The sequence below is a fragment of the Micromonospora sp. S4605 genome, from assembly GCF_003176715.1.
Lineage (GTDB): Bacteria > Actinomycetota > Actinomycetes > Mycobacteriales > Micromonosporaceae > Micromonospora > Micromonospora echinaurantiaca.
This window is the reverse complement of sequence record NZ_QGSW01000255.1, coordinates 1-1,772: the sequence shown is the minus strand read 5'-3', so window position 1 is coordinate 1,772 and position 1,772 is coordinate 1. Positions and strand designations below refer to the sequence as shown.

General features: G+C 78.0%; 1 protein-coding gene and 1 pseudogene. Both read right to left on the bottom strand.

What is annotated here, in order from left to right:
- Positions 1 to 44: 44 nt before the first annotated feature.
- Positions 45 to 1,127 carry a polyprenyl synthetase family protein gene (locus DLJ47_RS23005; protein WP_109902634.1) on the bottom strand — a complete coding sequence of 361 codons (1,083 nt, stop codon included), beginning with the start codon at positions 1,125 to 1,127 and terminating at the stop codon, positions 45 to 47.
- 9 nt (positions 1,128 to 1,136) lie between these two features.
- Positions 1,137 to 1,772: pseudogene (locus DLJ47_RS35890) on the bottom strand (hypothetical protein); the annotation flags it as partial.

Below are 1,772 nucleotides of genomic sequence, written 5' to 3'. Positions count from 1 at the left end.
CCCAAGCCCTCGGCTTCTGATACGTAAGCCGGGCGGCTTACGTATCAGTCGGCGCGGCGGGTGGCGGCGATGGCCAGGTCGACCAGGGCCTGGCGGGCCTCGGTGTCCAGGTCGACGGTGGTCAGGGCGGCCAGCGCGGCGTCGGTGAGGGTGACGATCCGCTGCTCGGTACGGGCCAGCGCGCCGCACCCGGTGATCAGCTCGCGGAGCCGGGTGACGCCCTCCTCGTCCAGCTCCGGGTCGCCCAGCCGGCCGAGCAGCAGCTCCCGGCCCGCCTCGTCGGCCGCCTCCAGGGCGGCCGCCACCAGGTAGGTGCGCTTGCCCTCGCGCAGGTCGTCGCCGGCCGGCTTGCCGGTCTGGGCCGGGTCGCCGAAGACCCCGAGCACGTCGTCGCGGAGCTGGAACGCCTCGCCCAGCGGCAGCCCGTACGCCGAGTACGCCGTCCGCACGTCAGCCGACGCGCCGGCCAGCGCGGCGCCGAGCAGCAGCGGCCGCTCGACCGTGTACTTCGCCGACTTGTAGCGGGCGACCTTGCCGGCCCGTTCCACCGAGGTGTCCCCGGTGGCCTGGGTCAGCACGTCGAGGTACTGCCCGACGGTCACCTCGGTGCGCATCTCGTCGAAGACCGGCCGGGCCCGGGCCACCGTGCCCGGCTCGAGTCCGGCCGAGTGCAGCAGCTCGTCGGACCAGACCAGGCACAGGTCGCCGAGCAGGATCGCCGCCGCGTCGCCGAAGCCGTTCGGGTCTCCGCGCCAGCCGGCCGCCCGGTGCCGGCCGGCGAACCGGCGGTGCACCGCCGGCTCGCCCCGCCGGGTGTCGGAGCGGTCCATCAGGTCGTCGTGGATCAGGGCGCTGGCCTGGACGAACTCCAGCGCGGCCAGGGCGCTCACCACCTGGTCGGAGTCCACCCCGCCGGCGCCCCGGTAGCCCCAGTAGGCGAACGCCGGCCGGAGTCGCTTGCCGCCGCCGAGGACGAACGCCTCGATCGCCTCGGCGACCGGTGCCAGGGCGTCGTCGACCCCGGCCATCCAGGTGCGTTGGGTGGCCAGGAACTCGGCCAGGGCCTTGTCGACCCGTTGGCGCAGTCCGGCGCGGTCGACGGGGGAGACAGGAGCAGCGTCGGTCACGCCCCGACGCTAGCCGGTCCGCCTCCGCGCCGCCGTACCCGTGGGTATCCGACTCGCCGTGGCGGCCCTGCCGCGACCCGGTGGCGCGTCGGAGCGGGCCCGGCCCGGCGGCGCCGCCGGCGCGCGGGGCAGGTACGGCCCGGCCGCCGCGACGAGCGCCGCGTACCGCCGTGCGGCCGGCTCGTGCGGGTGCCCGGCCAGCCGGCGGCGCAGCTCGGACAGCGGGCCGAGCGCCCGTGGCGAGCCGGCGCGGACCGCGTCGAGCAGCGCCTCGCCGGCCACCGCGCTGGCCTGCTCGACCTCGCCGAGTTGCAGGTAGCCCCGGGCCAGCCAGCCGCCGTAGATCGCCGCGCCGCGCGGGTGCCCGCGCCGCCGGGCGGCGACCAGCGGCGCCTCGGCCGGGCCGGGGTGGCCCAACGCGACCAGCGCGCGCCCGGTCATCGCCGCCAGTTCGACGCCGTCGAGCCAGTAGAGCCAGGACGGCTCCCGACCCGGTTCCGGCGGGTCGCCACCCGCGCGCCGCGCCCCGTCGAGCGCCTGCCGGGCCGCGCTGGCCCGCCCGTCGAGCGCGGCCGCCAGCGCCACCCGGTGCAGCAGCAGCGCCCGCAGGCCCGGCGTGGCGTGCCGGCGCACCCCGGCGTACCC